Annotated in this window: 25 protein-coding genes; 16 read left to right on the top strand and 9 right to left on the bottom strand. The window is 31.5% G+C overall.

Annotated features, from left to right (window positions below; genetic code table 11):
* Position 1: 1 nt before the first annotated feature.
* From radC to AAHM80_RS07705, 3 genes are read left to right on the top strand one after another with little or no spacing between them, the layout of a single operon-like run.
* Positions 2-682, top strand: coding sequence for a RadC family protein (radC, locus tag AAHM80_RS07715; RefSeq protein ID WP_342259808.1), 681 nt, complete (start codon positions 2-4; stop codon positions 680-682).
* Positions 679-1,692: a UDP-phosphate alpha-N-acetylglucosaminyltransferase gene (locus AAHM80_RS07710; RefSeq protein ID WP_341751490.1), complete on the top strand. Its 1,014-nt coding sequence runs from the start codon at positions 679-681 to the stop codon at positions 1,690-1,692. The genes radC and AAHM80_RS07710 overlap by 4 nt, the downstream gene beginning before the upstream one ends.
* Positions 1,679-1,999, top strand: a complete 321-nt coding sequence (locus tag AAHM80_RS07705; protein ID WP_342259807.1) for a DUF721 domain-containing protein — start codon at positions 1,679-1,681, stop codon at positions 1,997-1,999. The genes AAHM80_RS07710 and AAHM80_RS07705 overlap by 14 nt, the downstream gene beginning before the upstream one ends.
* Positions 2,000-2,014: 15 nt before the next feature.
* Here the strand turns inward: AAHM80_RS07705 and metG are convergent, their stop codons facing one another.
* The 4 genes from metG to AAHM80_RS07685 form a co-directional block, all read right to left on the bottom strand.
* Positions 2,015-3,553, bottom strand: a complete 1,539-nt coding sequence (metG, locus tag AAHM80_RS07700) for a methionine--tRNA ligase (RefSeq protein ID WP_342259806.1) — start codon at positions 3,551-3,553, stop codon at positions 2,015-2,017.
* A 171-nt stretch (positions 3,554-3,724) separates the two neighbouring features.
* Complete coding sequence (locus tag AAHM80_RS07695) at positions 3,725-4,123, bottom strand: type II toxin-antitoxin system VapC family toxin (RefSeq protein WP_342259805.1); 399 nt, start codon at positions 4,121-4,123, stop codon at positions 3,725-3,727.
* Positions 4,120-4,344, bottom strand: coding sequence for an AbrB/MazE/SpoVT family DNA-binding domain-containing protein (locus AAHM80_RS07690; RefSeq protein ID WP_341755393.1), 225 nt, complete (start codon positions 4,342-4,344; stop codon positions 4,120-4,122). Before AAHM80_RS07690 ends, AAHM80_RS07695 begins: the two co-directional genes overlap by 4 nt.
* Positions 4,345-4,469: 125 nt before the next feature.
* Positions 4,470-5,237, bottom strand: a complete 768-nt coding sequence (locus tag AAHM80_RS07685) for an SIMPL domain-containing protein (protein ID WP_342259804.1) — start codon at positions 5,235-5,237, stop codon at positions 4,470-4,472.
* A 751-nt stretch (positions 5,238-5,988) separates the two neighbouring features.
* Between AAHM80_RS07685 and AAHM80_RS07680 the strand changes: the two genes are divergently transcribed.
* Positions 5,989-7,476, top strand: coding sequence for a carboxypeptidase M32 (locus tag AAHM80_RS07680; RefSeq protein ID WP_342259803.1), 1,488 nt, complete (start codon positions 5,989-5,991; stop codon positions 7,474-7,476).
* A gap of 195 nt (positions 7,477-7,671) precedes the next feature.
* Here the strand turns inward: AAHM80_RS07680 and AAHM80_RS07675 are convergent, their stop codons facing one another.
* Positions 7,672-9,624 (bottom strand): primosomal protein N', encoded by a 1,953-nt coding sequence (locus AAHM80_RS07675; RefSeq protein ID WP_342259802.1) that lies wholly within the window; start codon positions 9,622-9,624, stop codon positions 7,672-7,674.
* A gap of 447 nt (positions 9,625-10,071) precedes the next feature.
* Between AAHM80_RS07675 and AAHM80_RS07670 the strand changes: the two genes are divergently transcribed.
* Positions 10,072-10,518 (top strand): HD domain-containing protein, encoded by a 447-nt coding sequence (locus AAHM80_RS07670; RefSeq protein WP_342259801.1) that lies wholly within the window; start codon positions 10,072-10,074, stop codon positions 10,516-10,518.
* Here AAHM80_RS07670 and AAHM80_RS07665 read toward each other — a convergent pair.
* From AAHM80_RS07665 to hemE, 4 genes are read right to left on the bottom strand one after another with little or no spacing between them, the layout of a single operon-like run.
* Positions 10,445-11,833, bottom strand: a complete 1,389-nt coding sequence (locus AAHM80_RS07665) for an MFS transporter (RefSeq protein ID WP_342259800.1) — start codon at positions 11,831-11,833, stop codon at positions 10,445-10,447. The two genes, AAHM80_RS07670 and AAHM80_RS07665, sit on opposite strands and share 74 nt — an antisense overlap.
* Before the next feature lie 44 nt (positions 11,834-11,877).
* Complete coding sequence (gene hemJ, locus AAHM80_RS07660; protein ID WP_341751481.1) at positions 11,878-12,315, bottom strand: protoporphyrinogen oxidase HemJ; 438 nt, start codon at positions 12,313-12,315, stop codon at positions 11,878-11,880.
* Positions 12,316-12,332: 17 nt separating this feature from the next.
* A complete protein-coding gene (gene hemH, locus AAHM80_RS07655) occupies positions 12,333-13,421 on the bottom strand; it encodes a ferrochelatase (RefSeq protein ID WP_342259799.1) in 1,089 nt (362 codons plus the stop codon).
* The gene (gene hemE, locus AAHM80_RS07650; protein ID WP_342259798.1) at positions 13,399-14,418 is read right to left on the bottom strand and encodes a uroporphyrinogen decarboxylase; all 1,020 of its coding nucleotides are present in this window, start codon (positions 14,416-14,418) and stop codon (positions 13,399-13,401) included. Before hemE ends, hemH begins: the two co-directional genes overlap by 23 nt.
* A gap of 392 nt (positions 14,419-14,810) precedes the next feature.
* Here hemE and AAHM80_RS07645 point away from each other — a divergent pair, with 392 nt between their 5' ends.
* From AAHM80_RS07645 to AAHM80_RS07595, 11 genes are all read left to right on the top strand, one after another.
* The gene (locus tag AAHM80_RS07645) at positions 14,811-15,656 is read left to right on the top strand and encodes a pyruvate, water dikinase regulatory protein (RefSeq protein WP_342259797.1); all 846 of its coding nucleotides are present in this window, start codon (positions 14,811-14,813) and stop codon (positions 15,654-15,656) included.
* A gap of 316 nt (positions 15,657-15,972) precedes the next feature.
* Complete coding sequence (gene trxA, locus AAHM80_RS07640; protein ID WP_342259796.1) at positions 15,973-16,305, top strand: thioredoxin; 333 nt, start codon at positions 15,973-15,975, stop codon at positions 16,303-16,305.
* Positions 16,306-16,401: 96 nt separating this feature from the next.
* Positions 16,402-16,836: an IS200/IS605 family transposase gene (gene tnpA, locus AAHM80_RS07635; RefSeq protein WP_342259795.1), complete on the top strand. Its 435-nt coding sequence runs from the start codon at positions 16,402-16,404 to the stop codon at positions 16,834-16,836.
* Positions 16,837-16,932: 96 nt separating this feature from the next.
* Positions 16,933-17,670: an ABC transporter ATP-binding protein gene (locus AAHM80_RS07630; protein ID WP_341748087.1), complete on the top strand. Its 738-nt coding sequence runs from the start codon at positions 16,933-16,935 to the stop codon at positions 17,668-17,670.
* A complete protein-coding gene (locus AAHM80_RS07625; protein WP_342259794.1) occupies positions 17,670-18,446 on the top strand; it encodes an ABC transporter permease in 777 nt (258 codons plus the stop codon). The genes AAHM80_RS07630 and AAHM80_RS07625 overlap by 1 nt, the downstream gene beginning before the upstream one ends.
* A 25-nt stretch (positions 18,447-18,471) precedes the next feature.
* Entirely contained in the window at positions 18,472-21,765 is a 3,294-nt protein-coding gene (locus AAHM80_RS07620) for an FAD-dependent oxidoreductase (protein ID WP_342259793.1), read from the top strand.
* Between the two features lies 1 nt (position 21,766).
* Entirely contained in the window at positions 21,767-22,288 is a 522-nt protein-coding gene (locus tag AAHM80_RS07615; protein WP_342259792.1) for a methylated-DNA--[protein]-cysteine S-methyltransferase, read from the top strand.
* Between the two features lie 97 nt (positions 22,289-22,385).
* Entirely contained in the window at positions 22,386-22,952 is a 567-nt protein-coding gene (efp, locus tag AAHM80_RS07610) for an elongation factor P (protein WP_341751472.1), read from the top strand.
* 154 nt (positions 22,953-23,106) lie between these two features.
* The gene (locus tag AAHM80_RS07605) at positions 23,107-23,862 is read left to right on the top strand and encodes an inositol monophosphatase family protein (protein ID WP_342259791.1); all 756 of its coding nucleotides are present in this window, start codon (positions 23,107-23,109) and stop codon (positions 23,860-23,862) included.
* 337 nt (positions 23,863-24,199) lie between these two features.
* Entirely contained in the window at positions 24,200-24,535 is a 336-nt protein-coding gene (locus tag AAHM80_RS07600) for a DUF2610 domain-containing protein (RefSeq protein ID WP_341751470.1), read from the top strand.
* 391 nt (positions 24,536-24,926) lie between these two features.
* Positions 24,927-25,634: a metal ABC transporter ATP-binding protein gene (locus AAHM80_RS07595; RefSeq protein ID WP_341748420.1), complete on the top strand. Its 708-nt coding sequence runs from the start codon at positions 24,927-24,929 to the stop codon at positions 25,632-25,634.
* Positions 25,635-25,684: the final 50 nt, after the last annotated feature.

Below are 25,684 nucleotides of genomic sequence, written 5' to 3'. Positions count from 1 at the left end.
TATGAAAGATGATATACCCCATTATATTGGGCATAGACAACGCTTAAGACAACGTATTATTGTTTCTGCAGAAAATCTTGCAGATTATGAATTACTTGAAATGATATTATTTTCTGTAATACCTAGAAAAGATGTAAAACCATTAGCAAAGGAATTATTAACACAATTTGGTAGTCTCGCTAATTTAATAAATACAGATAAAGAAAAATTGCTTAATATTAAAGGAACTAATGATAATTTATATGTAAATTTTGTCATTATACGTGAACTAACTAACAGAATGCTAAAACAAAAAGTAATAAATCAAAATGTAATTAGTTCTTGGAACGTTCTAATAGACTATCTAAAAGCAACGATGGGCAGCATGAAAACAGAACAATTTCGTATCTTATTTTTAAATAAAAAGAATGTCCTAATTGCTGATGAAATTTTAAGTCAAGGCACTATAGATCAGGCAACAATATATCCAAGAGAAATAATTAAAAGAGCTTTATTTAATGAAGCTGGTGCAATTATATTGGTACATAATCATCCAAGTGCTGTTAGTAAGCCTTCAAATACTGATATTGAACTAACACACAAAATAGTAGAAACTTGTGCTAATATGAACATATCGGTTCATGACCACGTAATTATTACAGCCAATGAATATTTCAGTTTTAAATCTAATATGCTGTTATGAGTAACTTTATTAATTATAGTTTTTTGTTTTTATTATCTTTTATAGCAACAAGCTTTCTTACTTGGCTATTGATTTCTAGTCTTCCATCTTTTGGAGTGGTGGATATACCAAATCCACGTAGAGTACATAGTAGAATCACACCAAGAGGAGGTGGACTTGCGATAGTTATAGTGGTAATAATTGCTCTTATCGCCTATGAATATTTTTCAACAAAAACTCTGATAAACTCAATTAAAATTGTACCTTTACTGCTGATCATTTCCAGCATTTCATTTTTAGATGATCTTATTTCCATTCCGATATTTGTAAGACTAATTTTTCACATAATTTGTTCTACAATAGCCATTTTCCTATTTTTATTTCCAGTAGTATTATTTCATCACGAATTACCTTTATATATTGATTTTATGCTATCTATAATAGGATTGATTGTCTTTTTAAATATTTATAATTTTCTTGATGGAATAGATGGTATTAGTGGTGCTGAATCTATTCATTTATCGATCACTATATTAATACTTTGTTATCTAAAATCTGATATAATAATAAATATAAATTTTATAATTGTGCTTAACATCATTATATTAGCATGTTCCATAGGTTTTTTGATATTTAACTGGCATCCTGCTAAAATCTTTCTAGGGGACGTAGGTAGTATAAGCTTAGGATTTTTATTAGGTTTATGTTTGCTACTTATTTCAGCATCTAGTGTTCATTTGTTTGTTGCTTCATCTATTGCTAGCTTATATTACCTAGCAGATGGAGGATTAACCATACTAATTAGACTAGTTAATAAGGAGAAAATTTGGCAACCTCACTTAAAGCATTTTTTTCAAAAAGCAGTCAGAAATGGTAAAAGTCATAAGGAAGTAGTGAGTAGAATTATAATATGCAATATATTACTTATGGTATTATCAATCATTTCTCTGTACTTTCCTTTATTATCAATTATCTTTGCTATATTAGTAGTAATGGTTACAATAATTAATTTTGCCCATGAAACCGCTTAGCCATGACATCAACATAATTATTAGACGAATCTTTGGTAAACAGCACCCATTGCTTGCAGAAATTATGATTAATTGGAGCAAGATTGTTGGACCAAAATTTAGTAGCAAAACTAGCCCCTTAAAAATATCTAGCCCTAAAGAGAAAGGACAGAGAATAAATATTTTACATGTACAAGTGGAAAATTCGAGCATCGCCTTAGAAATATCATTTCACCAACAGATAATTATTGAGCGTATTTCCGTTTATCTAGGTTTTAAGGTCATACATAGTTTAAGAACTACAATATATGCTACAAGAAATAACTAGAATAGACTTCTATTTTCATCGAGTATTATCCTGAAATCTTGGAAATATAGCTTTTGGCTGGCTAATGTTACTACCTGGAATTAAAATAAACTCCTTTGTTAAATGTTTAAACATTCTCTGACTTTTTGGTACACCAAGCTGATCAAGCATTTTATTAGCCGAATCAGGAATAAATGGCTGTAACATTACAGCAATATATCTTAGTGTTTCAAGTAGTGTATATAACACCTCATTCATCCTTATAGGATCAGTTTTTTTTAACTGCCAAGGGGCTTCTCGATCTATATAAATATTGGCTTCTTCGGTTAAAGTAATAATATTTACTAACACAGAATTAATAGCAAAAGTCTTAGTGAACAGTGAATTTTCTGATATAATTTGGTGGGATAGCTTCATTAAAAATGACTCATAAATGCTATCGATAGATTCCTTGCCAATTGACGGAATTTTTGTCTCGTTGTTATTATAAACAAAGGCTAGAGTTCTTTGCAATAAATTACCAATTTTATTAGATAACTCACTATTCACTCTATTGATTAAGCTACTACGAGAATAATTACCATCTGAGCCAAATATTACCTCTCTCATCAAATAATACCTAACTGGATCTAAACCAAACTCTTTTATTAATTGCAATGGATCAATTACATTCCCTATAGATTTAGAGATTTTTTGTCCTTCATTAGTCCACCACCCATGTGCCATAACACATTTTGGTAGCGGCAAGCCAGCTGCCATCAAAAATGCTGGCCAGTATACGGCATGAAAGCGTAATATATCTTTACCGACTATATGAACATCAGTCGGCCAAAATTTGTTATACTGACTTGTATCATTTGGATATCCTAAAGCCGAAATATAGTTGGTTAGTGCATCAAGCCATACATATATTACGTGCTTTTCATCATTTGGTACTTTAATTCCCCACTTAAAACTAGAACGTGATATGGATAAATCATGCAATCCGGATTTGACAAAACTAATAACTTCATTACGTCTAGTACTTGGTCTGATAAAATCAGGGTTGGCACCGTAAAAATCTAATAATTTATCTTGCCATTTTGATAGGGCAAAAAAGTAACTTGGTTCTTCAAGCCATTCAACAGGAGCTTTAGTCGGAGCTAGTCCATCTTCTGTTAATTCTGATTCATCATAAAAAGCCTCATCACGCGTCGAGTACCAGCCTTTATAGCTATCAAGGTAAATATTGCCACTATCTAGCAATTTTTGCCATAGACTACTTACTGCTTGTTTATGCCTAGCTTCTGTAGTTCTAATAAAATCATCATTAGAAATGTTCATTGAGTGCATTAATGTACGAAAAGTTTCAGATACTGTATCGGTAAATATTTGTGGTTCAACATTTTTGACAATAGCAGATTTTTCTACCTTTTGACCATGTTCATCAGTACCGGTCAGAAACATTACCTCTTTACCTGATAAACGCATAAATCTTGCTATTACGTCAGACACAACGCTTGTATAAGCATGCCCTATGTGAGGTATATCATTAACATAATAAATAGGGGTGGTAATATAATATGTATTTTTCATAATGAATTTATAATGGATAAACCTATATTTGTTATAGTTATTCTTGCTAAATATGTATACTATAAAAATAGTTAATTTGAGCCGCTTGTTGCCGATGAAAGCAAGCCAGTATCATTTCGAAATCAAGCAGTCACAAGTATACATTAGAATAAGAATATAAATCTTTTGAACCTAAGGGTGAATAAGATGGAGTTTAGAAAAATATGTTTTGTAACGTGCCACATCTCTTGTAAGAAGAGGAATATTTAATACAGACGCATGTGCTCTGATAAAGAAATCTAGTAATACGGAGTTTTTCTCGCCACTATTTGCTTTTTTATATTGTATAAAAACTTTTCCTGCTAAAAATAGGGCTTCTTTAGGGATAGGGAGAATTTTAAAATTATTGCCGATTACTTCTTCAAGTTCTTCAATTCTTTCAAACCCTATTGAAACTTCTGTATATATATAATCATTAATTGCTAATTCATGAAATTGCGATAATTTTAACAATTGGTTAGAAGACCAATTGTACCAACTAGCATCACAGGTGATAATATCCAATAATATATTACTGTCAACTAAGATCATGATCTAGTTAATTTCATTATGGTATCAGTAGACATTTTTACTGTGCTTTTTCTAGACATATGCAATATTAATTTATTACCTCTATTATTTTGATTTTGATATTTTTTTAATAGAACGCCGTCTTCTTTTTCTATAAAAGTGATTTCTGTATCTGGCAAGAAGCCAAATTTACTTCTAATATCTATAGGTATAGTTATTTGCCCTTTACTAGATACTTTCATAATTATTACCTCGTGCTTTCGTTGTGCTATAAAATGTAAGTGTCGGCTCATCGCAACTACCTTAACGCTAATTGTATCGGCTAGTGTTATTTAAGAAATTTTCTATCAGAAATATAAGCGGTACTTTATCGCTTGTTCCCTAACACTGAGCCGTATTTAAGCAAAGCAGTAGCTGAAACAGTTATAGTTACCTCACTTGTACTTGGTTCTGCAACTGGTATATTAACTGCACTATCATTAGCATTTACAGGTGATCCCATCATCAATCTAGGCACTGGCATTCTCCTTGCTTCAGGATCAACATTTATTATAGTAAATTCATCGTATTCTTTACCAAGAGCTTTAGCTACACGTGTAGCTCGTTGCTTTAGTTTTGCAATAGCAGCTTCTATCATAGAATCTCGGATGACTTCTCTTTTTTCATTAGAAAGAGTATAATTTAAACTTTGTATTAATAGCCCTTCATTCTGTAATTTTCCAATTAATGTCAATAAAGCCTCAGATGATTTGCTTTTCAGTGATAATACCTGAGTACCACGCCACATTTTTTTCTTTACTTCATCTTTTTTATTATCAATATTTTGGTCTTGGTTATATTGGTAAACATAATATTGTTCTGTTGATACAGTAATATCTTCAACTTCTTTAGCCATTTTTACTGCTTTAGACATCATTAGGTTAATCTCATCCTGTATATATTTTAGATCAACTCCTTCTTTTTCTATTCGCATACTAGATATAAGTAAATCTTCTTTTACATCCATTTGTTCAGTAATAGATATATTAAGATACGAACCATTCTGATTTGTTGGTAAATCTTTAGACTGCATAGCAATTGCTGGTAAAGTAAATGATATTAACGCTATAGCAATAGTAAGAAGACTTTTATACATAATACCTACCCCTAAATAGTTTTGTTTTTTGAGATTATCCAAAACGCTCTATCTTATTTCAAAAAAGCCCTTCCCCCTCTACAACCCAAAAAAACATCCAGTTTATCCACGAGGATTATATGCTTAGACCCTATAAGTCTAGTATGCATTAGAAGTAAAGAATTTACAAGTAGGAATCTTATTATTCTTATTAAAAAATACATATCTACAGCCATGAATGTGTATTTGCTAGCATACTTCAATAGTGTCTTGGGTTGGTGAATAATTATTGTCACCCTCTAACTTCATCTCTTGTGAACAATTAGTAAAATTACCTATAATTGCTTCAGAATTAGGGTTATTGTGAATTATATTACCATCTCTAGAAATTATTTCTATTCATTGACTAATCTCTTGATCTGCTAGATTATTAGCTACAAACTATTCTATCTCCTTAGAGAGATCAAAATGGGGTCTAAGCATAAATCCCAGTAGATAAACTAGAAGCCTGTGAATTCGCAAATGTAAGTGTCACAAAATTTTGCAAATTCACATCTAATATTTTTTATTAATTGTACTATTTTTTTTAAAAGTTCAGGAATATATTGTTAAATATTTCATTTGCTAATAATCTTGTTGTTATATCAATAAAAATAAGATTATTAGCGATAATAGATTAAAATGCATTCGTGTCAGCCGCTTCAAGAATGCATTTTTCTGAATATTCTAGCCAGTTTAGGATTAAAACAACTTTTAAAGTAGGGGGAATTATATGAAACATTATACATTATTAGAGCAAGAGTTAGAGCAAATTTTTCAAATTAATAACGTGATTAACATACTTTATTGGGATATCGCAGTAAATATTCCGCATGGATCAATTGATAGTAGAACAAGCGAAATAGCACTACTATCTTCCATAGCCCGCTCTAGGTTACAATCAAAAAAATTAGCTGAACTAATAGAATCTGTCTCTGAAAACGTTAACACTCTTGATGTTTGGCAGTTAGCTAATTTAAGAGAAACAAAAAGACGAATTACAGAATCTACATGTATAGATGATGATTTATGGAAAATGTATGTTACTGCTAGTGCAAAATGTGAGTTAATTTGGCGAGATGCTAGAAAAAATAATGATTATCTATCACTTAAACCTTACCTACAAACAGTATTAGATTGCGTACAAAAAATGGCTAAATCTAAAGCCCATGCACTAAACTGTTCTGTATATGATGCTTTACTTGACACATATGATCCTGAACGTACACTTGATGAAGTTAAAGTAGTGTTTAATAATCTAAAAAAAACTATACCAGAATTAATTAGTCAAATAGTAGAAAAACAAAGTAAAGAAAATGTTCTACCTATCACTAATAGTATTAGTGAAGCACAACAAAAATTAATTGCTAAAAGGCTTATGGAAATAATGGGTTTTAACCTCACTAAAGGTAGGTTAGATGAATCAACCCATCCATTTTGTAGGGGTACTCCTGATGATGTTAGGTTAACTAATAGATATAATGAGCATAATTTTATTTCAGGGATTATGGGGATTATGCATGAAACTGGTCATGGTTTATATGAACAGGGCTTGCCCAGCAAATATAAAAACCAACCAGTAGGTAAGGCTAAAGGTATGGCTGTCCATGAAAGTCAATCTTTATTTATGGAAATGCAAGTAGGTAGATCAGGAGAATTTTGTCAATATCTATCAAAGCTACTTAAGGATGAATTTGGATTCAAAGGACTAGAATATTCTGCAGAAAATCTTTACAAATTAATGACAAGAGTCAAACTAGGTTTTATTAGAGTAGAAGCAGATGAAGTGACTTATCCAATGCATGTAATAGTTAGGTTTGAACTAGAAAGATTGCTAATTAGCGGAGATCTATCTTTGAATGATCTACCACATTATTGGAACAATAAGATGCAGGAATATTTAGGCATTACTCCACAGAACGATAAAGACGGATGCTTACAAGATATACATTGGCCAATGGGCAGTTTTGGTTATTTTCCATCCTATACTAATGGAGCAATTATTGCTTCAATGGTCATGAAAAAAGCACAGGAAGTTAATCACAATATAAAAAAGGAAATAACAAGAGGAGAATTCAATGGTGTAAACCAATTCTTAGATAATAATATTAGAAGCTATGGCTCATTAAAAAATACCAGTGAATTAATTAAAGACGCTACGGGTGAAGATCGCATTCAATCGGAAATATTTTTAAAATATCTCCAACAAAAATATTTATAACTTATTTAACCTCAAGTATCTGTAACAAGTTAATATTAGGCTCAGTATTATCGCCACCCCTGCGAAAGCAGGGGTCTAAAAAAATAGCCAAGAAGACTATTCAACATTTTTAGACCCCGAATCCGTCATTCGCACCGAAGGCTCTCAATGTAGTACTAAGCTAAAGCTTTTACTTGAATAATCATGAGAGTAATATCAAGAAAAACTCTTAGGATCTATATCCACTTTTAAATGACAAAAAGCAGGGATTTTGATTAAACTTAACCATGTTTGTAAAAATTTTTGTAAATTAAATTTCCTATCCACTATGATTAGAATACGGTAACGAAACTTTCCTGCTAATTTAAACATCAATGCACTAGATGGTCCGAGTATTCTAGCTGAACTTTTTGGTGCAATTGCAACTAGAGTTTTGGATATTTCAAGCACTTTATGCTCATTTTTTCCAGACAAAATTATTGATGCCATTTTGGTGAAAGGAGGCATATTCTCTGCTTGCCTTGTTTTAAGTTCATATTGTAAAAACTGATCTCCTCCATTTTTTATATAACTAAATATAGCATTATCTGGATAATAAGTTTGCATTAATACTAGACCTTTTTTATCTTCTCTTCCTGCCCTACCTCCTACTTGGTGAAGTAGTTGATAATTGCGTTCACTTGACCGCAAGTCTCCACTACTAATAGCCCCAAGATCAGCATCAACAACACCTACTAAAGTAAGGTTAGGAAAGTGATAACCTTTAGTAATCATCTGAGTACCAATTAGAATATCAACCTCAGAATGCTCCATTTTATATAGTAATTCGCGGATCTTTTCAGGTTTTTGGGCATAATCTTTGCTAATTACCGCAATTTTACTATCGGGAAAAAGATGCCTAGTTTCTTCTTCAATTCTTTCAATCCCAGGACCACAAACAGTTAAAGAGTCTTCTTCCCGACAATCAGGACAAAAAATATGAATCCTACTTTGATAACCACAATGGTGACATTCAAGTTTTTTGCTAGATTTATGTACCACTAACCAAGCAGAGCAAGAATTACAAGTAAAACGATAACCGCAAAGTTTACATAACATCAAAGGGGCATAACCCCTACGATTCAAAAATAATAACACCTGCTCTTTGCTTGCTAGCTTTTTACCAATTAATGCTATTAATTCCTTAGATAAGTAAGAATTTTTTGATAATTTCTCCTTTTTCATATCAATTATTTGAATTTCTGGCAAAGTTGCCTCCTGGTAACGATTTGACAATTCAATTAATTGATATTTATTGGTACTTACGTTATAAATTGTTTCAATAGACGGAGTAGCCGAGCATAATACTACTTTTATTTTGGATAAGCTTCCCCGCAATACCGCTACATCGCGAGCATTATATAATATACCATCATCTTGCTTATAAGAACTATCATGCTCTTCATCAATAATAATTAATCCAAGATTACTATACGGTAGAAATAGACTACTTCTAGCACCAATTATAACTTTAATTTCATTGTTGAGCAAACCTCTTAAAATCATCTTTTTCTGAGCTTTAGTAATCGCAGAATTCCATATTACTGGCTGAAAGCCAAAGCGTGCTGTAAAACGATTTATAATTTGCTGACTTAAAGCAATTTCTGGTAACATGATCAATATTTGGTTACCTTGCTTCAAATAATCAGCCAATAGATGAAAGTAAATTTCTGTTTTACCTGATCCGGTTACTCCCTTAATAATTGATGGTTTATCCGATTGACTTAATAGAGAAAGTGCTTCTTGTTGCTCTACTGAAAGAGTTGGCAAAATAAAATCTTTGTTTAATTCTTGATGCTTTATTTTTATAGGTTGCTGGGCAATATCGATCGGCAAAGTCAACTTAGCAACTGAACCAAGTGAAGTCATATAATAATTAGCAGCCCATTTAATTAAATCTAATATTTCCTGATTAAACCTAAATTCAAGTGGCACTTTTTGTTTAATAGATTTGATTTTACTAGTTCCCTCTGAAACTTCAGTATCTAATTGCCAAACTATACCCGTTAATTCTTTATTCCTAAATGGGACAACTACTAAATCTCCTATAGCTAATTTTAATCCATTTGGAATTAAATAATCCAACGGGAAAAGCTTAGCTAATGGCAATAATATTTTTGCAACTTGCATTGAAGTTCATTTTCAGGTCATTTGAGTATACTACTATATACTAATTATCAGAAGCACTAATAGATAAACAATAACAAAATGCAAAAATATTCATCTTTTTCAAAAAAATATAATAAATTCCTAGTAATATTCTAATTTTTAGTTTAACTTGTATAGCGATTTAAAATATTATGGTTTTTATGGAAGATATTAACTATTGGGACAACTCAAAGTATGAATATTGTCAGTATGCTACTAGGTTATTGAACAAACTCTGTAAGATAAATGAGGAAGTAAAACGACCAATAAATATTGACGAAGTTAAAAAAGCTATTTATTACGCCAAAAAATATCACGGCAGTCAAATGAGACAGTCTGGCGAACCCTATTACTCGCATCCAATTGAAGTAGCGTATATGGTAGCGGGAATATGCAGCATCAGAAATTCCACGCTATTTCAGAACTGATATGATTGTTACCAGTATACTGCATGATACTATCGAGGATACAAAACTGACCGAAAAGATGATTGAATATATTTTTGGAAGTGTAGTAGCTAGTCAAGTAGAAGCTTTAACTAGGGTTAAACCTCACGGCAAGATTAGCTCCAAAGAGATTTTAAATTTATTATATCAACAAAAAAAATATGATGTAGCATTTATTAAAATTTTCGACCGAATTCACAACTTACAAACTATAGGAATTAAATCACCTGAAAAAGCTAGGAAGATTATTGAGGAAACTATAGAAGAATTTATACGTCTAGCTATATACTTAGAAGCAATTGGTTTAGAAAAAAAACTAATAGAGCTATGTTATCAATATTTACCTACTATATCATCTAAGCAATATTTGCTACAGAGTCTACATAAGTTTTCTTTTCAGAAAGATTTCCAGCATCTTTCTCGAGTTTAATAAAATATGATAATCCATATGCACAACCTACAACTGTTGGGATTGTAATAAAATACAATCCCCAATGACTAAAATAATCTGTTAAATACACAAGGCTAACAGAAGTAATAAGATATACTAAAGCTCGGGATGCAGCGTATATCGCACTAGTATAAGTAAAACGTTTAAAAACTGGAAAATGCTTAAAGAATATTGCATTAGCTGGTGATGCTTCGCATGCAGTAAATAATAGTAAAGACTGAATTATCAATATATCAAAGCCAGTTGTTGCATTATTCAATAAATATGGAATCATTAGGAAATATATGGAAACTAAAATTAATCTTATCTTTAATATCACTAGTGGATGATATTTATTGGTGAAATACAGCACAAAAATCATGTTTCCTAGTAATATAGCAGATACAATAAAGTTATTGTAAATAATTTGTTCGGCTGTATAGTGAAATGAATATTTTAAAATATTAGCACAATGTATATAAGTAAAATAAAAAATTACTGGCCATATACAATCTACTAACAGTAAACTTATTGTTGTTTTCCAATTAGTTTTTTCTTGAATATTGAGAGTATCTTGCATTACATGTTCAACGTCAATGTTAGATCCTATACTTTTTAACTGTTGAAAAGTTTTGTTTAATCGACGTTTAGCGTCGGCAAATTCAGGTGTTTCTCGCAACGTTGTCCTAGCAATCATACCAACTAATGCCACACCTGCACCAAACCAAAAAGCCAGTCGCCAATTAAGAGCATAAGAAATAACAAGAGAGGCTACACCTAGAGCAGCAAACCCTCCAAAGGCAGCACAAAAAACTATCATAGCTACAGAAACATATCGTCCTGGTGGTTGTAGATATTCTGTTAGATATAATTGAGCTCCTGTGATTTCCCCCATAGAAGTCATACCTTGTACAATACGACATATTGTCACCAGCCAAGCTGCAGTAATCCCTATTTGAGCAAAAGTTGGCAAATTAGCCATGACAAAACAAGATATTGCCATTAAAAAAGTTGTAATGACTACAGATGCTTTTCTTCCTACATTATCACCTATCCAACCAAATATTAATGCACCAAATGGTCTAAGCAAGTAAGTAGAACAAAAAGCAGCGGCTGAAAGAAGAGTAGCCGTATGCGGGTCAGTTTTTGGAAAAAACAACTCATTAAGCAATACCGCCATATGCACATAAAGCATTAAGTCAAAGTATTCAAGAAATGTCCCTATTGAGAGTAATCCAACAACCTCTTTTTGTTCTCTAGTCAAACTAGTCTGTTTTTGCATAACCTTATCATCTGCTTGGATAATTTTGTTCATATAATTGTTTAAGCCTCACTGCTATGTTAGCTATAATAAATATATTAATCAAATGGTTTAACAATAACCATGACAACAGCCACTATCATCAACAGTGCTGGTACTTCATTAATGATACGATAAAATCTTTCAGAATGATTATTTTTACCTTCAACAAAATTCTTCCTCCATCTAGCTAATAAACCATGAAAAATAGTGATACCTAGAACTGCTGTCATTTTTACGTAAAACCATGTTCCTAAAGCTACTAATCCATATATATAACTGTTAATTATACCTAAGGTATAAGTGCTGATCATAGCCGGATTCATAATGATTCTGAGTAACCTACTTTCCATTAACTGAAACATCTTGTCAGTTTCACTACCTACTACAACTTTAGTGTGGTAGACATATAATCTTGGTAGGTATAGTAAACCTATCATCCAAGAAATTGCTGATACAAGATGGAATGCTTTAAACCATAAATAATAACTAGCCATTAATTTTATCCCATTACTTAGTTTTTTAAATTACAAGGACACATAGTAAAATTATAAGGACATATTCTTTTATTAATTGAACTACATATCAAATTTTTTGTATCGAAACTATAATTAACTAAATTTGATACCATTTTAGTTATACTATTGATGAACAATTTATTTGTTCCAAGAGCAGGAGTCCTAATATATTCTATCTTGTACTTACCAGCAATCTTTCTATATTCAATGTCTAATTCTACCAGTGTTTCAACATGTTCTGATACAAATGCTATTGGGACTATTATAAGAGATTTATCTTCTTTTCCTGCTATCTCAATTTCATCCTCCGTATTAGGTTTAAGCCATTCCACTGGACCAACACGACTTTGATAAGTTATTTTATAATCTAAATTATCTATGCTAAGCTTAGATACCAAACTTTCTACGGTCTTTTCAATCTGCCACTGATATGGATCTCCTGCTTTTATTATTTTTACAGGCAGACCATGAGCTGAAAATAATATACGAAAATTTTTTTTGTTTTTCAATTTTTTAAATGATTGCTTTATTAATGACAAATGAGCTTTAATAAATTCGTCATCGATAGGATAACAACAAATAGTTTTAATATGTTGGGAATATTCACTTTTATTTTTATAAAGAGAAGATGTAAAATCTTTAATCGAAGATCCAGTAGTGGTGCTAGAAAAATGTGGGTATAATGGTAACAATATTATTTCTGAAGGGTTATACTCATTTATTTTTCTTACTGCTTCTTCGGAATCAGGATAAGAATAACGCATTGCTATAAAAATCTTAAAATCCTCATTCAGAGTTTGTTTTAACTTCTCTGTAATAGCATCTTTTTGAGATTCTGTTTCTTGTAAAATAGGCGAATTATTACCTACTAGAGAATATATTTTCTGAGATTTTTTATTTCTAGTAATTGATATTATCTTAGCAAGAATAAACCTTAGGGGATTTGGCAAGTTAATAATTGCCTTATCATAAAATAAGTTAAATAGAAATCGTTTGACTGAGTTTAAGCTATTTGGTCCACCAAGGTTAAAAAGTACGATGGCTATTTTTTTTTGAGATATTTTAGTATTTAAATTCTCTAACATAATTAACTAAAAACTCAACATTTTCAACTGGTGTATTTGGCAAAACACCATGTCCAAGATTAAATATAAAATTTCTTTCTTTAAAATTTGTAATTATTTTACTTACCTTTTCTGCGATAATTTCTTTATTAGTAAGCAATATAAATGGGTCTAAATTACCTTGTACAACAATTTTCTCACTCCATAATTTCATGGCACTAGATGGTACAAACTGATCTGCTCCAATAGCATCCACTCCAGTATTAACAATATATTTTTCATATAAAAGCCCAGAACCTCTTGGAAAACCTATAATTGGTAAATGTGGAAACTGTTTTTTTAAAGCTAATACTATTTTTTTTGTTGGTTGCACTACAAACTGATCATATTCTGCCTCTTCTAATATCCCTGCCCATGAATCAAATAATTGTACTAAGTCTACCCCAGCTTTTACTTGTTCCTTTAAATGAATAATAGTTTTTTCAGTAATAAAGTCTAGAAGTTCTTGTGCTAAGTTATTATTTTCATAAATAAATTTTTTACTTGTTTCAAAACTTTGTTTGCCTCTTCCTTCAAGCATATAAGTCATTACCGTCCATGGACTACCGGCAAAACCTATCAATGCAGTATCAACTGGTAATTTTGCTTTAGTTTTATTGATTATTTCATAAATTACATTTAGTTTTCCATTAGAATTTCCTTCAAGATATTTAAAATCTTCTTTTGATTGAAATTTACGTAATATTGGTCCTATATTTTCTTCAAATTTTACATCCCATCCAAGTGCATCAGGTAAAACCAAAATGTCAGAAAAAATTATAGCAGCATCAAATCCATACCTTCTTATTGGTTGTAAAGTCACCTCTACAGCCTTATCAACATTATAACATAAATCTAAGAAACCACTAACAGTTTTTCTTATTTTTTGATATTCAGACAAATATCTACCAGCTTGACGCATTAACCAAATAGGTACAAGATCATTTTTTTTCTTAAAAGTTTGTAAAAGCTGATTCATGAAATAACCCATAATAATCTATATTTATATATAATATTTTTTTAGTTGATATAGACATTGTTAATATGTAGATTAATTATATATACACATAGTTATACACATTTTTTTATTGCTAAATTACTAGAGAAGTTTATTGATTATAATTATTACTCACATTATTCATAGGATTATTTTTTTAGTGGATAATTCATAGTGGTTTATGTGTGTAGAATGAGAAAACGTGAAAGATATTAGATATCTAGCATTTTACACACAAAATTATCCACAAAATTATTCTTTAAATTATAGAGGTTATTAACCTCTATATACGGGATATATATGGGTAGTTATTGGTTACTTTTAATATAGAGATTAAAATATGAATAAAAATTATCCACAAAGACTAATAAACTATGAATAAGCTGATTATTCACTTAGTTTCAGACTCTTCAGTGCAAACAGTTAAACATGCAGCTAATACTGCTTTGTCACAATTTAGCAAAATTGAGTCAAAATTGTATCATTGGCCAATGTTAAGAAATGCAGAATCATTAAATGAGGTTTTGAAAAAAATCAAGATGAAACAAAGCATTGTATTATACACTATTTTAGATCACGAACTAAGAAGAAATTTAACTAAATTTTGTTATGATTTAAAAATTCCTTGTATCTCTGTTGTAGGTAGAATTGTAAAAGAAATTTCAGTTTTTTTAGGTGTAGAAACAGAAGAAAGTTTAGTTTATGATTATAAATTTGATGAAGGTTATTTTGATAAGATTCATGCTATTGATTATACTCTTAGACATGATGATGGTCAGATGACTAGTGAATTAGATGAAGCTGATATTATTCTGATTGGTCCTTCTAGGACATCAAAAACTCCAACTTCTGTATATCTAGCATATAATGGATTTAAAACAGCAAATGTACCTTATATTCATGGTTATCCGTTTTTAGACTTGTTAGGCAGCATTACAAAACAGCTTGTAATTGGTTTGATTATTAACCCAACTCGGTTAATTGAAATAAGAGAAACTAGAATGCATTTGTTACAGATGAGCGATAATACTAATTATACAGATTTTAAAACAGTCCAAGAAGAATGTATGCAAGTAAAACAAATTTGCGAGCAACAAGGGTGGCCAATAATTGATGTTTCAAGAAGATCTGTAGAAGAAACTGCAGCTGTAGCTATGAAACTTTATTATGATCGTAAGAAATATGTTCTTAACAATTTAAATACTAACATTTTTAAGTAAACTTAAAGCAGTCATTTACAATAAGAATTTTACTTAGTATGATTATAATTGTTAAAACACAGGACTGTCATCCCCGCGTAGGTAGAGGAATCTAGAAAAATAGCAGGCTGTTGAGTATTATGCCTCATAGTATAATCGTCATTGCGAGGAGTCGCGAAGCGTTACTCTAAAAAAACAGATTCGTTGTTTACCTAGAGATCGCCAAGGCATCTAAAGAGCCTTGCTATGACGATTATAGAAAAATGTAGGGTACTATGATTATGCTTACGCGGGGATGTTTTTATTCGATATTTAATAATTCAAAAAATAAGAGATTATGGCAAGTAATATAACAGATGATTCTTTTAATAAGGAAGTTTTAGAGTCCACCACACCTGTATTAGTTGATTTTTGGGCTGAATGGTGCGGACCATGTAAAATGTTAACACCTATTATTGAAGAATTAAGTAAGGAATTAGTGGGCAAAATAAAAATCGTTAAAATGGACATAGATCAAAATCCCAATATACCTTCAAGTTTAGGTATTCGTAGTATACCTACAATGATTTTGTTTAAAGATGGGAAACAATTAGCTACTAAGACTGGAGTATTCCCCAAAAATGTTATTGAAGAATGGATTAACTCAATGATAGGTAAGCCACTAGTTTGACTAGTGAGACCATCAAGGCTTGGCCTTTAGATTTAGTATAAAATAAAAAGTTATCATATATAACTTCTTTGGCTTGACGGTCAAAGGAGAAAATATATGACAACATACGAAAATTTAAATCATTCTAAATGGGATTGCAAATATCATATTGTGTTTATTTCAAAGTGTCGTAAAAAAGAATTGTACGGGAAGGTTAGAAAATATCTTGGGAACGTATTCCATGAGTTAGCTTTTCAACGTGGGAGCAAGATCATAGAGGGGCATATGGTACAAGATCATGTGCATATGCTCATCAAGATTCCTCCTAAATATTCTGTAGCTGAAGTAATAGGCTATATCAAGGGGAAAAGTGCTATAGCCGTTGCTAGGCAGTTTGGTGGACGAAAACGTAATTTTAATGGAGAAAAGTTGTGGGCTAGAGGTTATGCGATCTCAACTGTAGGATTTGAAGAGAATCAGATCAAACACTACATTAAGAATCAAGAGCAACTTGATAGTTTAGGCTCTGACGAATCAGGAGAATTTTATTAACAATGGCAGCCCTTTGGGCTGCTCATAACCGTCAAGCCCCTCGCTTTGCGAGGGCGTTCTGACTCTTCAGTAAAAATATACTCATGTTTTTAACATATGACGTCTAAACTAGTATCTATAGAGATATCTGATGGTTGTGTAGAAGGAATCAATAACCAACAAAGGGTAGAAAGTTTAAGACACTTTTTTATTAAAGGAGGTAAACTTTTTCCTTCGTCAATTCCTATCTTAAATAATATAAATCTTTCCTGTCAAAGAGGCGAAAAAATTGCCTTTATTGGTAGCAATGGTTCAGGTAAGAGTTCTTTGCTTAAAGTAATTGCTGGAATTTATCCATTAAAGTTTGGAAAAATTAAAGTTCATGGTAACTTTGCCGCCATTATTGAGATGGGAGTAGGTTTTGAATTAGAGCAAACTGGCAGAGAAAATATCAAAATGCTTATGATTTATAATAATATGTTAGGTAAGTACAGTAAAGAACTGGAACAAGAAATTATAGATTTTTCTGAGCTAGGGAATAAAATAGATTTACCGGTAAAAAATTATAGCTCTGGTATGTTATCAAGATTGGCTTTTTCTGTATCGGCTTTTCAAGATTCAGATATTCTTTTACTAGATGAAGTTTTTGCTGCTGGTGATAGTCATTTTATTGAGAAGTCGACCAATTTTATGAAAAACAAGTTACAAAATATACCTATTTTAATATTAGTAAGTCATCAAGAAAATATTATTAAGGAGAATTGTAATAGATGTGTATTATTAAAAGAAGGTAGTATTATTGCAGACGGTAATCCAGATGAAATACTAAAAATTTATAATAGTGGGAATTATTAATGATAAAGTATTTTTTTTCCAAGAAATACTGGTTGTCAGTGGTATTATTAACCCAAGCTTCTATATCTCATCAAAATAAAGATTCTTTTTTAGGTTCGTTATGGGGTTTAGTTCAGCCTTTTGTGCATATAATGATCATTTCATATTTTTTTGGATTTTTACTTAAGCTACCAAGAGAAGCAATGATTATGAATCTAGTCGGTGGTTTACCGTTATGGACATTTATTGTTAGCAGCTTAAATATATCATCAAATTCATTAATTAATCGCAGTGGTATTATAAAAAAGGTAGTAATTTCTAGAACTATCTTTCCTATATCGGATAGTTTAACACAAGTTTATACCCTAATTTATTCCTTTGTAGCTATGTATATAGCTTTTATCATTTTATATCCTGAAAGATTTAGTGTATATATACTTTTTGTACCAATACTTGTGTTACCGCTGATTATTTCTGTGATTAGTAGTTCTATCGCATTTGCATTTTTAACTCCTTATATACGTGATGTTCCACAGGTATTAAATTTGATTTTGAATGTTGCATATTGGACTATACCAATAGTGTACCCATATTCTATGGTACCAGAATCAAAGAGAATATTTTTTGAAATTAACCCCATTTTTCTTGTCATAAGACCAGTTCAATTCTTAGTAATAGAAGGAGTGTTGCCAGATGTATTTATGATTATACAATCCTTTATTGTAGCCGTTATTGTTTCATTTTTCAGTTATCTTGGCTACAGATTTTTTTCTAAAAATGTCATATATTATATATAGCTAATCTAAAGAAGGTTTTAGCTATATGACACTTGCTTTTGGTTTAGATTTTATAGATCTAAATAGATTAGAAGGCTTAAAAAAATTAGATGAAATTTTTCTAAGTTTTCTGCGTAGCCATAGTTATTCTCTTTATGAAATTATTTTATCATTAAGGGCTAATCCTGATCAAGTTGATCAAAAATATTACTCGGATTTTTTATTAGAAATTTCGCCTGTTTTTGATGATTTTCTAGCTAAGTTATTTGGTATTGAACAAGAAATAGCCAATCTGAGATTTAGTCATAAAGAATTTGATGTAATTTATGAATGTAAGAGAAAGTTCATCCAGCGTGTTGCGGTAAGAAAATATCCTCCTGAAAAACTAAAAGAGATTGATTTTGATAGTGTATCAATTTTTTTAGAAAAACTTTTAGGAGAGGAGTTTACCCAAGACAAGTTTGCTCGTCAAGTAATAAAATGGCAATTAGATGATGAAAAATATGCTTTTGAGTTAGATATAGCAGCAAAATATGCAGCCTTTATGGTTTATAATAGACCTCTTGCAGGAGTAGAGTTTCAAAGGAGATTTAATGAATCTGAAAGTATATTATTTTCTTTACCAAATAAAACAGATAAAGATAATTTAATAGATCTTAATAAGGTAGCTAAATATAAAAAACATGTAAGAGTAGGGTTTGATTGTTTAAATCCTATATCTAATCTAGATACAGTCTTAAATGCTACTCACTATTGTATCTACTGTCATAAACAGGGAAAAGACTCGTGTTCTAAAGGGTTATACTCGAATGATTCTGCGAATATACTACCGACTACGCCATCAAAGTCGGGCTGTCCGCTGAAGCAGAAAATCTCTGAGATGAATTATGTAAAGTCCAAGGGATTTAATTTAGCTGCTCTTGCTATTATTGTCATTGATAATCCAATGGTGGCTGCTACCGGTCATAGGATTTGTAATGATTGTTCTAATGCTTGCATTTATCAAAAGCAAGAACCTGTAGATATTCCTCTTGTTGAATCTAATATTTTGGAAACTACTTTGCTTCTACCTTACGGGGTGGAAATATATTTATTACTTACCAATTGGAATCCACTTAACATTTTTTCTCTGATGCCAAAGCCTTCAACTAATTACAAAGTTTTAGTAGTGGGTCAAGGACCAGCTGGGTTTAGTTTAAGCTATTATTTATTACGAGACGGACATACTGTAGTAGCTATAGATGGCTTAAAAATCACCCCATTACCTTTTGATATTAACAAGCCTATTAAATACTGGTCTGATTATAAAAAAAACTTATCAGAAAAAATACCTGAAGGTTTTGGAGGAGTAGCCGAGTATGGTATTACTGCAAGGTGGGATAAAAATAATTTAACTATATTACGTCTGATACTGGAGAGAAACAGTCATTTTAAGCTTTTTGGTGGTGTAAGTTTAGATAGTAATATAACTATAGAGCAGGTATTTCATTTAGGATTTGACCATGTTGCTTTGTGTGTTGGAGCTGGTAAGCCCAAAATTGCTCAAATGAAAAATTTTCTTGCAAAAGGTGTGAAAACAGCCTCCGACTTTCTAATGACATTACAATCAGGAGGAGCTTTTTTAGAACAATCTAACACTAATTTGCTTATTAGGATGCCTATTATTATCATTGGCGGAGGACTGACCTCTATTGATGCAGCAACTGAAAGTTTAAATTATTATAAGTTACAAGTAGAAAAATTTCTAAAAAAGTATGAATTGTCAGTTGAGGAGAATGGGAAAAATCATACAGAACAAAATTGGACAGATGAGGACAAATTAATAGCCGAAGAATTTATCTCGCATGCAAAATTATTTAGGCAAGTACAAGATACAGAAGCTGTAAAAAAAATCCTCGATGAACTAGGTGGAGTAACAATTTGTTATAGAGGAAAATTAAAGGATTCTCCTGCCTACAAGTTAAATCCTGAGGAAGTTATGTATGCTATGGCTGCAGGTGTAAATTTTGCTGAAGATATGATACCTTTAGGCATTGATGTTGATCAGTATACTTACGCTGAATCAATAGAATTTGATAATTTAGGTATAAGGAAAAAATTTAAGGTAAGGACTGTACTTATGGCAATAGGTACGCATAAAGATAATAGTTATTTGGAAAATCATTCGAGTATAACAGACTTCCTGCATAAGTCAAAAATAGTTGAGGAATTTTTAGGAGAAACGAAGCCGAGTACCGCAGCGTACACAGGCGTACGTGAGGAGTACAGGCGAGTTTCGGCAACAAAATTACCAACTAGATTGACTTATGCAGGAAGTATAACATATTTTGGTGATTGTAATCCTCAATACTCTGGAAGTGTGGTTAAAGCCTTAGCAAGTAGTAAAGAGGGGTACAAGTTTATTGGAAAAAAACTTATCAAAAATAAACCAAGTTTTTTTGGTAATAATCTAGATTTCTTCGTTAAACTAGATTATTTACTAGCTAGCCGTATCAAACGGATTAATACTCTATCTTATAAGATAGTAGAGCTGGTAATACATTCTCCTATCGCTGCTCAAAATTTTCAACCGGGGCAATTTTTCCGTTTACAAAATTATTCTAGTGATATTTCAAAAATTATCGAACCATTGGCTGTCACTGGAGCTTATGTTGATTCAGAAAAAGGGTTAATTCATTTGATAGTTTGGCAAAATGGTAAATCAAGTAAATTATGTAGATATTTATCGCAAAATGAATTAGTAGTACTAATGGGGCCTAGTGGTAAGCCAACTGAGATATTAAAGGATAGTAATATAGTGCTTGTTGGTGGAGGAGTTGGAAATGCAGTTTTATGCTCAATAGCTAAGGCTCTTAAAAATAATAATTGTAAAATTATATATTTTGCTGGTTATAAAAATTTACAAGATAGGTTCTATCAAGAAAGAATAGAAGAAGCAGCCGATATAGTAGTTTGGTGTTGTGAAGAAGGTATTTTATCAAAAAATAGGGCGGAAGATATTAGTGTTAAGGGCGATTTGGTGTATGCTATAATGGGGCATTGTTACCTTTGGAAAAATTTGAGCATAGATAGGATAATAGCTGTAGGTAGTACAGAAATGATGGAAGCTATAAAAGATATAAAAGATGATTTTTTTGGTAACAAAACTCAATTAATAGTAAGTCTTAATTCTCCTATGCAGTGTATGATGAAAGGTATTTGCGGACAATGTATTCAGGGAGTCACAGACGAAAGGAAATATATTTTTACTTGTGCTTGCCAAGATCAAGATGCAAAAATAGTTGACTTCACAGGGTGTAAAAGTCGTTTAGAACAAAATTCTCTCCAAGAAAAAAATTAAAATGACAAAAATATATAGATATATAGACTTACCAATTGCTCTAATATACTCAAATGATTTGAATATATTATTGGTATCAGATGGGGACTTTTTAACAGGTTTATATTTTGTAGGGCAAAAACATATGCCAATTTTAGATAGTAGTTATCATGAACAGCAAAATTGCAGTATATTCGATCAAACTTACCAAGAGCTAACAGAATACATAAATGGTACTAGAAAAGAATTTACCGTACCTTACCGTTTCATGGGGACTAATTTTCAGGAGAAAGTATGGTCTACCATCTCTGCCATCCCATATGCTAGAGTGATGAGTTACAAGGATATTACAAATTTAATATTTGCTCCTAAATCTGTACGTGTAGTAGCAAACACTGTGGCACGCAACACTTTGTCAATTATAGTACCATGTCATAGGGTTATAGGTACTGATGGTAGACTAACTGGTTACGCTGGAGGACTTGAACTCAAGAAAAAACTTTTAGAATTAGAAGAAAGCTATAAGGATATGATTATACTTTGACCTTTATCGATAAAAATGATAAAATAGACCTAGAAAGGTGTTAATAACCAGCTTGAACAAATATACAAAATAATTATTTTAGATAAGTGATAATAATATGAAAATTTCAGCAAATGCTATTAGGGCTGGTAACATTATAGTGTATAATAATGATTTATGGGTTGTGAGCAAAACACCTGAACATACCAAACCTGGTAAAGGTGGGGCTTATGTGCAAGTAGAGATGAAAAATTTAAAAACTGGTACAAAACTTAATGAGCGTTTTAATTCATCCGATTATGTTGAAAAAGCACAGCTTGAGAATAAGGATTTACAATTCCTATATTTTGAAGGTGATGACCTCGTGTTAATGGATAATGAGACATTTGAGCAAATTTTAATTAATAAGGCAATTCTTAGCGAAAGATTGCCATTTCTTGAGGATAATATGGTACTCAAGGTACAGTTTTATGAAGAAAAAGCTTTAAATGCTGAATTACCGCAAACCGTTATTGCTGAAATTATGCAAACTGATCCTGTAATTAAAGGCTCTACGGTAACATCTTCTTATAAACCAGCGATTTTAACCAATGGAGTAAAGGTAATGGTACCACCTTATTTAGTTACTGGGGAGAAAATAGTTATAAAAATTGAAGATATAAGCTTTGTTGAGAGAGCAAAGTAATATATACTCAGATAGAACTTTAAGAGTTAAGGTCATTGTCTCTGAAGATTAAAGCTGCCTAGTTACTCATGTACGCACAGCTAGCTCGACTTTGCTATTGCCTCTTGAAGTTATACTATCGTCTATCATCAACTTTTGAAGTCATATATAGCTTATGCAGCCTATAACTAACTTACTTATTACTGCATCATGTAAAGCTGTTAAGTTTTTGAAGAGAGATTTTTTAGAGCTGGAAATGCTTCAAAGATCTAATAAGGGAAACTATGATTTCTGCAATAAATCTTATATTAAAACACAAGATTTATTACGTAATGAGTTGCAAAAATATACAAGTTCTTTATTTTTTCCAGAGGATAAGTTTGAATTAGATAACGCTTCTGAGATGGTTTTATTAATAAATCCGCTTGATAGTTTGAGTAATTTAGAAAAAAGTATACCATTTTTTGCTGTATCTATAACGTGTTTAAAAAAGATTAATAAAATTTTAACCACGGTTTGTACTGTGATAAACTTTCCAGCTCTTGATGAGATTTATTATGTTGAGAAGGGAAAAGGGGTATGGGTAGGAAATAATACCACTAATAATAGTGGTAGATTAAGGGTTTCTGCTTGTTCTAGTTTTGATAATTTTCTAATTTCTACTGACGATTTTAACATAAACCCAGTTTTTTTGAAAAATGCTAGGGTTTTTGGTTCTCATTGTTATGGAATTCTATTACTTGCAGCTGGTAAGATTGATGCTGTTTATTTTTCATCATTAAATTACACTTTAAAAGCTAGTTTTGATTTAATTGTCCGAGAATCAGGTGGAGCAATAATAAATAATGACAAAACGTTTGTTGCTACTAATTATGAACTTTCCGAGAAATTTAAACATCTATTATTTGAAAAAACGTCAATGAGTAGTTAATTTTTGTTGCCAAAATTTTTTACTTTTATTTTTTTGTTGTATCATATACAATTTTGTTAGGGATAAGTTTTTTAGCATAGTACCCTACATTTTTTATATAACCACTATTAAAATGGTTGCTGATCGTCTATTAGCGAGGAGTCGCTGAAAGCGGCGATGTGGCAATCTAGGATACGCGAAGCGTTACTCTAAAAAAACAGCTCCGCTGTTTACTTTGGATCGCCACGGCATCTAAAGAGCCTTGCTATGACGATTATAGAAAAATGTAGGGTACCATGGTTTTTTAGGATTAAATCTTGAAATCCCTAATATTATTCTAATAATTTAATGTTATGTTATGAAAAAGTTTAGTGTTAATTGTGATTTTGGTGGACAAATGGCACCGTTTACTATATATGTAGGGCAACCTGAGCCGGGGCATCATCCCTTGCATTTTCAGGATGACTGGTTATCAAAGCAACGTGGTGGGAAAATACCAGCTGAGGTCATGGATGCGATAACTAAACTGCAAGAACTGGCTAATAAGAATAATGTTCTGCTGGAAGAATTGTGTGTGTATGCTCTTGGTTCTGCACAAGAAGAGGATGATAAATCTGAAAAAAGTGAAGAATCGGAAAGTGATAATGACGACCAAGATAGTAATAATGATGTTAACGGTGAGACTGCTAGTTAACCTGAGTTCGATGTATATTGCTATGATTTCAAGAGTTGGGTAGACGATAGTATAACTTCAAGAAGAGCTAGGTAGCAGCAAAGTCGAGCTGCTAGGTGTACATGAGTAACGGAGCAGCCATAGTACATTTTTTATGTCACTACTGTTAAGAGTCCTTACGAGCGTCATTGCGAGGGGTCGCTGAAAGCGGCGACGCGGTAATCCAGGATATGCAAAGCGTATTAGATTAGAAGAAACAGCTTCGCTGTTTATTTGGATCGCCACGGCATCCAAAGATGCTTCGCGATGACGATTATAGAGAAATGTAGAGTACTATGGCTTACATCAAACTGAGGTTAGCTATTTATCATAATTGGCACACAATAATAATTTTGATCAGGTGGTTGTGTCTATATCAGAAGATATTACATTAATAAAATTCAGTAATGTATCTAAACAATTTGGCAAAAAGTTACCCCTTAATAATATTAATTTTACCGTTAAAAAAGGTGAGGTTACGACTTTAATTGGTCCAAATGGTGCTGGAAAAACAACAATAGCTAGATTAATCTTGGGATTAGACAGTGCCTCATCTGGTAATATAACAATTCACCCCCATCTAAAAATTGGCTATGTACCGCAGAGGCTAGATTTTGCTTCAGACTTACCAATTACAGCTGAAAATTTTTTATATTTATTAGCCTCAAATGCTACTCGCAATGATTGGCAAGAATGGAATAATTTTATTGATTTTGATAATTATAAACATCATGATATTTCAGAACTTTCTGGTGGTCAATTTCAGAAGCTAATTCTAACTGCTACCTTACTCAACAATCCTGATCTAATTATTTTAGATGAACCAACTCAATCATTAGATGTTACTAGTCAGCAAGAATTTTATCGGATTATTAATCAAATAAAAAAACGTCTAAATATTACAATTTTTATGATATCACATGACTTATTTACTGTGATGAAAAACTCTGACCAAGTTATATGTTTGAATGGACATATATGTTGTAGTGGTAAGCCTAACGATTTAGCACAGAACCAAGACTTCCTAAACACCTTGTCATCAATTGGTTTTTATGTCCATCATCATGACCATAAACATTAGATATTTTTGGCAAACTCACTTGGGCATTGCCCGCAATGAAGGATTGGTAG

This window comes from Candidatus Tisiphia endosymbiont of Metellina segmentata (assembly GCF_964030715.1).
Lineage (GTDB): Bacteria > Pseudomonadota > Alphaproteobacteria > Rickettsiales > Rickettsiaceae > Tisiphia.
The sequence above is the reverse complement of the archived record's forward strand: the minus strand, read 5'-3'. Positions and strand labels throughout refer to the sequence as shown.

Bases quoted from the DNA above. Each gene is read 5' to 3' on its own strand.
- AAHM80_RS07665 (WP_342259800.1), bottom strand. From the start codon at position 11,833: ATGAACAAAATTATCCAAGCAGATGATAAGGTTATGCAAAAACAGACT.
- AAHM80_RS07625 (WP_342259794.1), top strand. From the start codon at position 17,670: ATGATAAAGTATTTTTTTTCCAAGAAATACTGGTTGTCAGTGGTATTA.
- AAHM80_RS07685 (WP_342259804.1), bottom strand. From the start codon at position 5,237: ATGTATAAAAGTCTTCTTACTATTGCTATAGCGTTAATATCATTTACT.
- tnpA (WP_342259795.1), top strand. From the start codon at position 16,402: ATGACAACATACGAAAATTTAAATCATTCTAAATGGGATTGCAAATAT.
- AAHM80_RS07615 (WP_342259792.1), top strand. From the start codon at position 21,767: ATGACAAAAATATATAGATATATAGACTTACCAATTGCTCTAATATAC.
- metG (WP_342259806.1), bottom strand. From the start codon at position 3,553: ATGAAAAATACATATTATATTACCACCCCTATTTATTATGTTAATGAT.
- hemJ (WP_341751481.1), bottom strand. From the start codon at position 12,315: ATGGCTAGTTATTATTTATGGTTTAAAGCATTCCATCTTGTATCAGCA.
- trxA (WP_342259796.1), top strand. From the start codon at position 15,973: ATGGCAAGTAATATAACAGATGATTCTTTTAATAAGGAAGTTTTAGAG.
- AAHM80_RS07620 (WP_342259793.1), top strand. From the start codon at position 18,472: ATGACACTTGCTTTTGGTTTAGATTTTATAGATCTAAATAGATTAGAA.
- efp (WP_341751472.1), top strand. From the start codon at position 22,386: ATGAAAATTTCAGCAAATGCTATTAGGGCTGGTAACATTATAGTGTAT.
- AAHM80_RS07705 (WP_342259807.1), top strand. From the start codon at position 1,679: ATGAAACCGCTTAGCCATGACATCAACATAATTATTAGACGAATCTTT.
- AAHM80_RS07675 (WP_342259802.1), bottom strand. From the start codon at position 9,624: ATGCAAGTTGCAAAAATATTATTGCCATTAGCTAAGCTTTTCCCGTTG.
- hemH (WP_342259799.1), bottom strand. From the start codon at position 13,421: ATGTTAGAGAATTTAAATACTAAAATATCTCAAAAAAAAATAGCCATC.
- AAHM80_RS07645 (WP_342259797.1), top strand. From the start codon at position 14,811: ATGAATAAGCTGATTATTCACTTAGTTTCAGACTCTTCAGTGCAAACA.
- AAHM80_RS07680 (WP_342259803.1), top strand. From the start codon at position 5,989: ATGAAACATTATACATTATTAGAGCAAGAGTTAGAGCAAATTTTTCAA.
- AAHM80_RS07695 (WP_342259805.1), bottom strand. From the start codon at position 4,123: ATGATCTTAGTTGACAGTAATATATTATTGGATATTATCACCTGTGAT.
- AAHM80_RS07710 (WP_341751490.1), top strand. From the start codon at position 679: ATGAGTAACTTTATTAATTATAGTTTTTTGTTTTTATTATCTTTTATA.
- AAHM80_RS07605 (WP_342259791.1), top strand. From the start codon at position 23,107: ATGCAGCCTATAACTAACTTACTTATTACTGCATCATGTAAAGCTGTT.
- AAHM80_RS07690 (WP_341755393.1), bottom strand. From the start codon at position 4,344: ATGAAAGTATCTAGTAAAGGGCAAATAACTATACCTATAGATATTAGA.
- AAHM80_RS07600 (WP_341751470.1), top strand. From the start codon at position 24,200: ATGAAAAAGTTTAGTGTTAATTGTGATTTTGGTGGACAAATGGCACCG.
- radC (WP_342259808.1), top strand. From the start codon at position 2: ATGAAAGATGATATACCCCATTATATTGGGCATAGACAACGCTTAAGA.
- hemE (WP_342259798.1), bottom strand. From the start codon at position 14,418: ATGAATCAGCTTTTACAAACTTTTAAGAAAAAAAATGATCTTGTACCT.
- AAHM80_RS07630 (WP_341748087.1), top strand. From the start codon at position 16,933: ATGACGTCTAAACTAGTATCTATAGAGATATCTGATGGTTGTGTAGAA.
- AAHM80_RS07670 (WP_342259801.1), top strand. From the start codon at position 10,072: ATGATTGTTACCAGTATACTGCATGATACTATCGAGGATACAAAACTG.